We start from the raw sequence: 5,356 nt of genomic DNA, 5'->3' as shown, positions 1-5,356 counted from the left end.
TTGTGCAGGCGTCCTGGTCGAGTAAGCTTAGATGGAATCCACATTAGTAGTTATGTCCTTATTTATGTATACCCAAATGACAGCAACGTGATCATTCTAGTAAAGCCCCCTTGAAAGCCGTCTTACTGAATGATGTCATCAGCATCAAAAACACTGTTTGAATACCGGATAATGTCGCTACTATTGGGGCTTGCGTCCGTCTGAAAAACCATTCCATACGGTCACTTAGATATAAAAGCTAGCGAAAACTAGAAATAACTCACATCGCCTAATTCTAGCTTGTATAAAAAGCGTACAATCCTGTGAGCTGAGAGGGATGTTACGACATCAGAAATGTTCGTTACTTTGATCCACTTCCTAATTCTCAAGGGTTGATGGATTTACCATCAACTACGCCCTTTATTTGTGATTGTCGTCACTTAAATGTCGTTTGTTTCGTTAGCGTTAAGATCGCGTTGCACATAGATTACGAAAAGTTCTTCTACGCTGACCGAGTTAATGTGACCGATATTACAATTTTCACATCATCAGATGAGTGGACTATAAAAAGCGTCATGAACGGGTTTTAACCTTTCTCACATTCCATTGTGATCAAAATCACTAAGAACTGGTGCAAAGTTCACTTTGTTGAGATTTGGATCACTAACCTAGCAATGGTACCCCCTCTACGCCCTCAGCCCTCCTCCTTCAAAGGATGAGAATTAGGAGGATGTTTATTCACAGAGGTAAATGCACGATGTATGGCAGATGAATTACCAAAAGACGTGAGAATTTCGTAATGAAACCTACTCAACAAAAACAATTTGACAAGAAGTCGTTCCAAGAAAGCGTAAAGAAACACTTATCTGTAACTTACGCTCATACGATTGAAAACGCAGACAGCCGCGCATGGTACCTAGCAATGGGGCATGCTCTGGCTGAATTTACTACTCTAGATTTGCTTGCGACAGAAGAAGATCCACGCATTAAAAGTGCGAAGAGCGTTAACTACCTTTCGCTAGAATTCCTTATCGGTCGTTTGACGGGTAACAACCTAATCAGCATGGGTCTGTATGAACAAGTAACAGAAGCAATGGCTGAACTGGGTTACAACCTAACTGATCTGCTAGAAGAAGAGCGCGACCCATCATTGGGTAACGGTGGCCTTGGTCGTCTGGCTGCGTGTTTCATGGATTCATGTGCGGCACAAGAATTCCCAACTGTCGGCTATGGTTTACATTACGAATACGGTCTATTTAAACAGTCATTCAAAGATGGTCGCCAGCAAGAAGCACCTGACGCATGGCGCGGTGTAGAAGGCTACCCTTGGGAAATTGCGCGTCCAGAACTTGCGCAAGAGATCGGTTTTTACGGTCACGTTGAAGTGATTAACGAGAACGGTAAAGAAGTCCGCAAATGGGTACCAGGCATGACAGTAAGAGCAATGCCTTGGGATCTTCCAATTGTGGGTTACGAATCAGACACGGTTTACCCGCTACGTCTTTGGGAATGTCAGGCGATTGCACCATTCTCACTAGCAAGCTTTAACAATGGTGATTACTTCGAAGCTCAGCACGCACTGATCGACGCAGGTAACATCACTAAAGTGCTTTACCCGAATGACAACCACGAGAAAGGTAAAACACTGCGTCTAATGCAGCAGTACTTCCACTCAGCAGCGTCTGTACGTGACATCCTACGTCGCCACGAAGCTGCGGGCTACTCGCTAGCGGATCTACCTAAGCAAGAGACTATCCAGCTTAACGATACACACCCAACGATTGCGATTCCTGAACTAATGCGCATCCTGATGGATGAAAAAGGTTTAGCTTGGGAAGCGGCTTGGGAAATCAGCTCTAAGACATTTGCTTACACCAACCACACGCTACTTCCAGAAGCACTAGAGACATGGCCAGAGTCGCTAATCCAGCACCTGCTACCACGTCACATGGAGATCATTTACGAGATCAACCACCGCTTCCTACAAGACGTACGTGCAATGTGGCCGGGTGATGTCGCGAAACAACAGAAGCTTTCTATCATCGAAGAAGGTTTCCACCGCATGGTTCGCATGGCAAACCTATGTGTAATCGGCTCTTACGCAGTAAACGGTGTAGCAGCACTTCACTCTGAATTGGTTAAGAAAGACCTATTCCCAGAGTTCCACGAAATGTACCCGACACGTCTACACAACGTAACGAACGGTATTACGCCACGTCGCTGGTTGAAGTTCTGTAACCCAGGTCTGTCTCAGCTTATCACTGAGAAAGTCGGCCCAGAATGGCCAGCGAAACTAGAGCAACTTGAAGGTATTGCGAAGTACGCTACTGACGCGACATTCCAAAAAGAATTCATGGCAGTGAAGAAAGAGAACAAAGAACGCCTAGCAACTTGGGTGAAAGAGAACATGGGTATCGAGCTCGATACTAATGCAATCTTCGATGTTCAAATCAAGCGTCTGCACGAGTACAAACGTCAGCATCTAGACTTGCTACACGTACTGTCTCTGTACCACCGTATTCTTAATGAACCAGGTTTTGAGTGTACGCCACGCGTTGTGTTCTTCGCAGCAAAAGCAGCACCGGGTTACCACCTAGCGAAAGAAATCATCTTCGCAATCAACAAGATTGCAGACAAGGTGAACAACGATCCTCGCATCGGTAACAAGCTGAAAGTGGTATTCATCCCTGACTACCGCGTGAGCATGGCTGAAATCATTATCCCTGCGGCTGACGTTTCTCAACAAATCTCGCTAGCGGGTAAAGAAGCATCAGGTACAGGTAACATGAAGATGGCGCTAAACGGTGCGCTAACTATCGGTACAATGGATGGTGCAAACGTTGAGATTCGTGAGGAAGTAGGCGATGAGAACATCTATATCTTCGGTCTAGATGTTGAAGGTGTGAAAGCGCTGAAAGCTCAAGGTTATAACCCATTTGATTACTACAATGCGGATCACTTACTCAAAGCGTCCATGGACCTACTACTGGGTGAAGAATTCACTCCAGGTCAACCGGGCTTACTGCGTGCCACATACGACAGCCTACTAGACGGCGGTGACCCGTACTTATGTCTTGCGGACTTTGCATCTTACGTGAAAGCGCACGAAGACATGAGCGAACAATATAAAGATCAAGCTGGCTGGGCGAAGAAGGCCATTCTTAATACCGCCCTTGTTGGCAAGTTCACGTCAGACCGCTCAATCCGCGACTACGTGAACAATATCTGGAAACTTGAAGCGGTGAAACGCTAATAGAACCTAGTTAAGACCAAGGTAGCCAAGCGCTACCTTTGGTCATTTTCCAAAAGAAGTTATTGATAACAATAAAACCCTACATGGAAGGTGTTGGTATTACCTTCGGAGAAAGCGATGAAAGAACAAACAGCATTAAAGAAAGTCGCGGAAATGGCGAGATTGGCTGATAGCTATGTCAGTGCTTGGGGAGATGAGGCTAAAGTGTCTGAGGAGACGCTACGCCGCTTGCTCGCTTCGCTTGGCTACGATACTAGCAGTGATGAAAAACTACTGGCTTCTGCTGAAAAGAAACATAAAAAAGACGTACTAGCCCCTGTTCTTGTTTTACGCGACGGCGAACCAGTCGAAGTGGAACTAAACCTAGGTACGAGTGCTCGTGAGAGTGAATTCAGCTGGCGTTTAGAAACAGAACAAGGAGAGGTACTTGAAGGCTATCTTCAGTCCCAAATTGTTCGTGATGAGCGTGCTGAGGGTGGCCCTCTAGTGTTTGCATTGCCAAAGAACTTGGCTTGGGGTTATCACAAACTGATCATCAGTCGTAAGCGTCGTAAAACACCTTACGAGATGTCATTGATCATTACGCCGAAAGCGTGTTTCAAACAAGACGATCTAAACCAACACAAAAAGCTATGGGGTCCTAGTATCCAGCTTTACACACTGCGTACTCAGCATAACTGGGGCATCGGTGATTTTGGCGACCTAAAACAACTGGTGAGTGATATTGCCTCTCGTGGCGGTGACTTCATTGGCTTGAACCCTATTCACTCGCTGTTCCCTGCGAATCCAGAAGGGGCAAGCCCATACAGCCCGTCTTCTCGTCGTTGGTTGAACATCATGTACATCGACGTAAGCTCTGTACCTGAATTCGCGCTAAGTGCAGAAGCACAACAGCGAGTGGGTAGTGCAGAGTTCCAACAACGTCTACAAAAAGCGCGAGACTCTCATTGGGTGAATTACACCGAAGTTTCGCAACTAAAAATGAGCGTTCTTCCGCTGCTATTCAGTGAGTTTAAAGCTCGCCATTTAGACAAGAACACCGATCGCGCTCGTGCCTTCTTGGACTTTGTTGAAAAAGGCGGCGACAGCTTGCTACATCAAGCTGCATTCGATGCACTTCATGCTGATTTACATGCAGAAGATGCAAACATGTGGGGTTGGCCTGTATTCCCTGAGAAATACCGCACATTCGACGCAGCTGGTACTCAGAAGTACATCAAGGATAACCAAGATCGTGTTCACTTGTACATGTACCTGCAATGGATCGCAGACGATCAAATCAAAGAAGCGCAAGCGCTAGCCGAAGAAAAAGGCATGGCTGTGGGTTTGTACCGTGACCTTGCGGTTGGTGTTGCTGATTCTGGTAGTGAAACATGGGCTGATGAAGGCGCGCTAGTATTGGATGCAAGCATCGGTGCACCACCAGATGTACTTGGTCCACTAGGCCAAAACTGGGGTCTGCCTCCGCTTAACCCTCAGGTTTTAGAAGCGACTGGCTACGACGCTTACATCAAATTGCTACGTGCTAACATGAAGCATTGTGGTGCATTGCGTATCGACCACGTACTTGGCCTGCTTCGCCTTTGGTGGATTCCAAAAGGCGAGAAAGCGACAGAAGGCGCATACCTGTACTACCCAGTGGAAGATATGCTAGCAATCCTAGCGTTGGAATCTCACCGTCATCAGTGTTCTGTAATCGGTGAAGACTTGGGTACTGTACCTGATGAAATCGTTGATATCCTTCGTGATGCGGGTGTGCATTCGTACAAAGTCTTCTTCTTCGAAACATCAAAAGACGACGGTGGCTTTATTTCTCCGAAGCACTACGCTGAGCAGTCTATGGCTGCGCTGTGTACGCACGATATGCCAACACTACGCGGTTTCTGGCACTGTGATGACTTGAAGATGGGGCGTGAGATTGGTCTGTACCCTGATGAGCAGCAGTTGGAAGGCCTATTCGCTGATCGCTTGAAGTGCAAACAAGGCATTCTAGACAGTGTTCGCTGGCATGGCTATTTGCCAGAAGGCATTGGTCATGATGCTCAGTACGTGCCAATGGATTCATACCTAAGCGAAGCGCTGCAACTGCACGTAGCCGCAGGTGACTCTGCACTGCTTAGTGTG

General features: G+C 46.8%; 2 protein-coding genes. Both read left to right on the top strand.

Features of this window, described 5'->3' with window-relative positions:
• The first annotated feature begins 778 nt into the window (after positions 1-778).
• Entirely contained in the window at positions 779-3,232 is a 2,454-nt protein-coding gene (locus tag IQR33_RS31795; RefSeq protein WP_005374836.1) for a glycogen/starch/alpha-glucan phosphorylase, read from the top strand.
• 117 nt (positions 3,233-3,349) lie between these two features.
• On the top strand, positions 3,350-5,356 hold a 2,007-nt coding region (malQ, locus tag IQR33_RS31790), incomplete at its 3' end, for a 4-alpha-glucanotransferase (RefSeq protein WP_193844322.1).

This window comes from Vibrio sp. OPT46 (assembly GCF_015163535.1).
GTDB classification, from domain to species: Bacteria; Pseudomonadota; Gammaproteobacteria; order Enterobacterales; family Vibrionaceae; genus Vibrio; species Vibrio alginolyticus.
The sequence above is the reverse complement of the archived record's forward strand: the minus strand, read 5'-3'. Positions and strand labels throughout refer to the sequence as shown.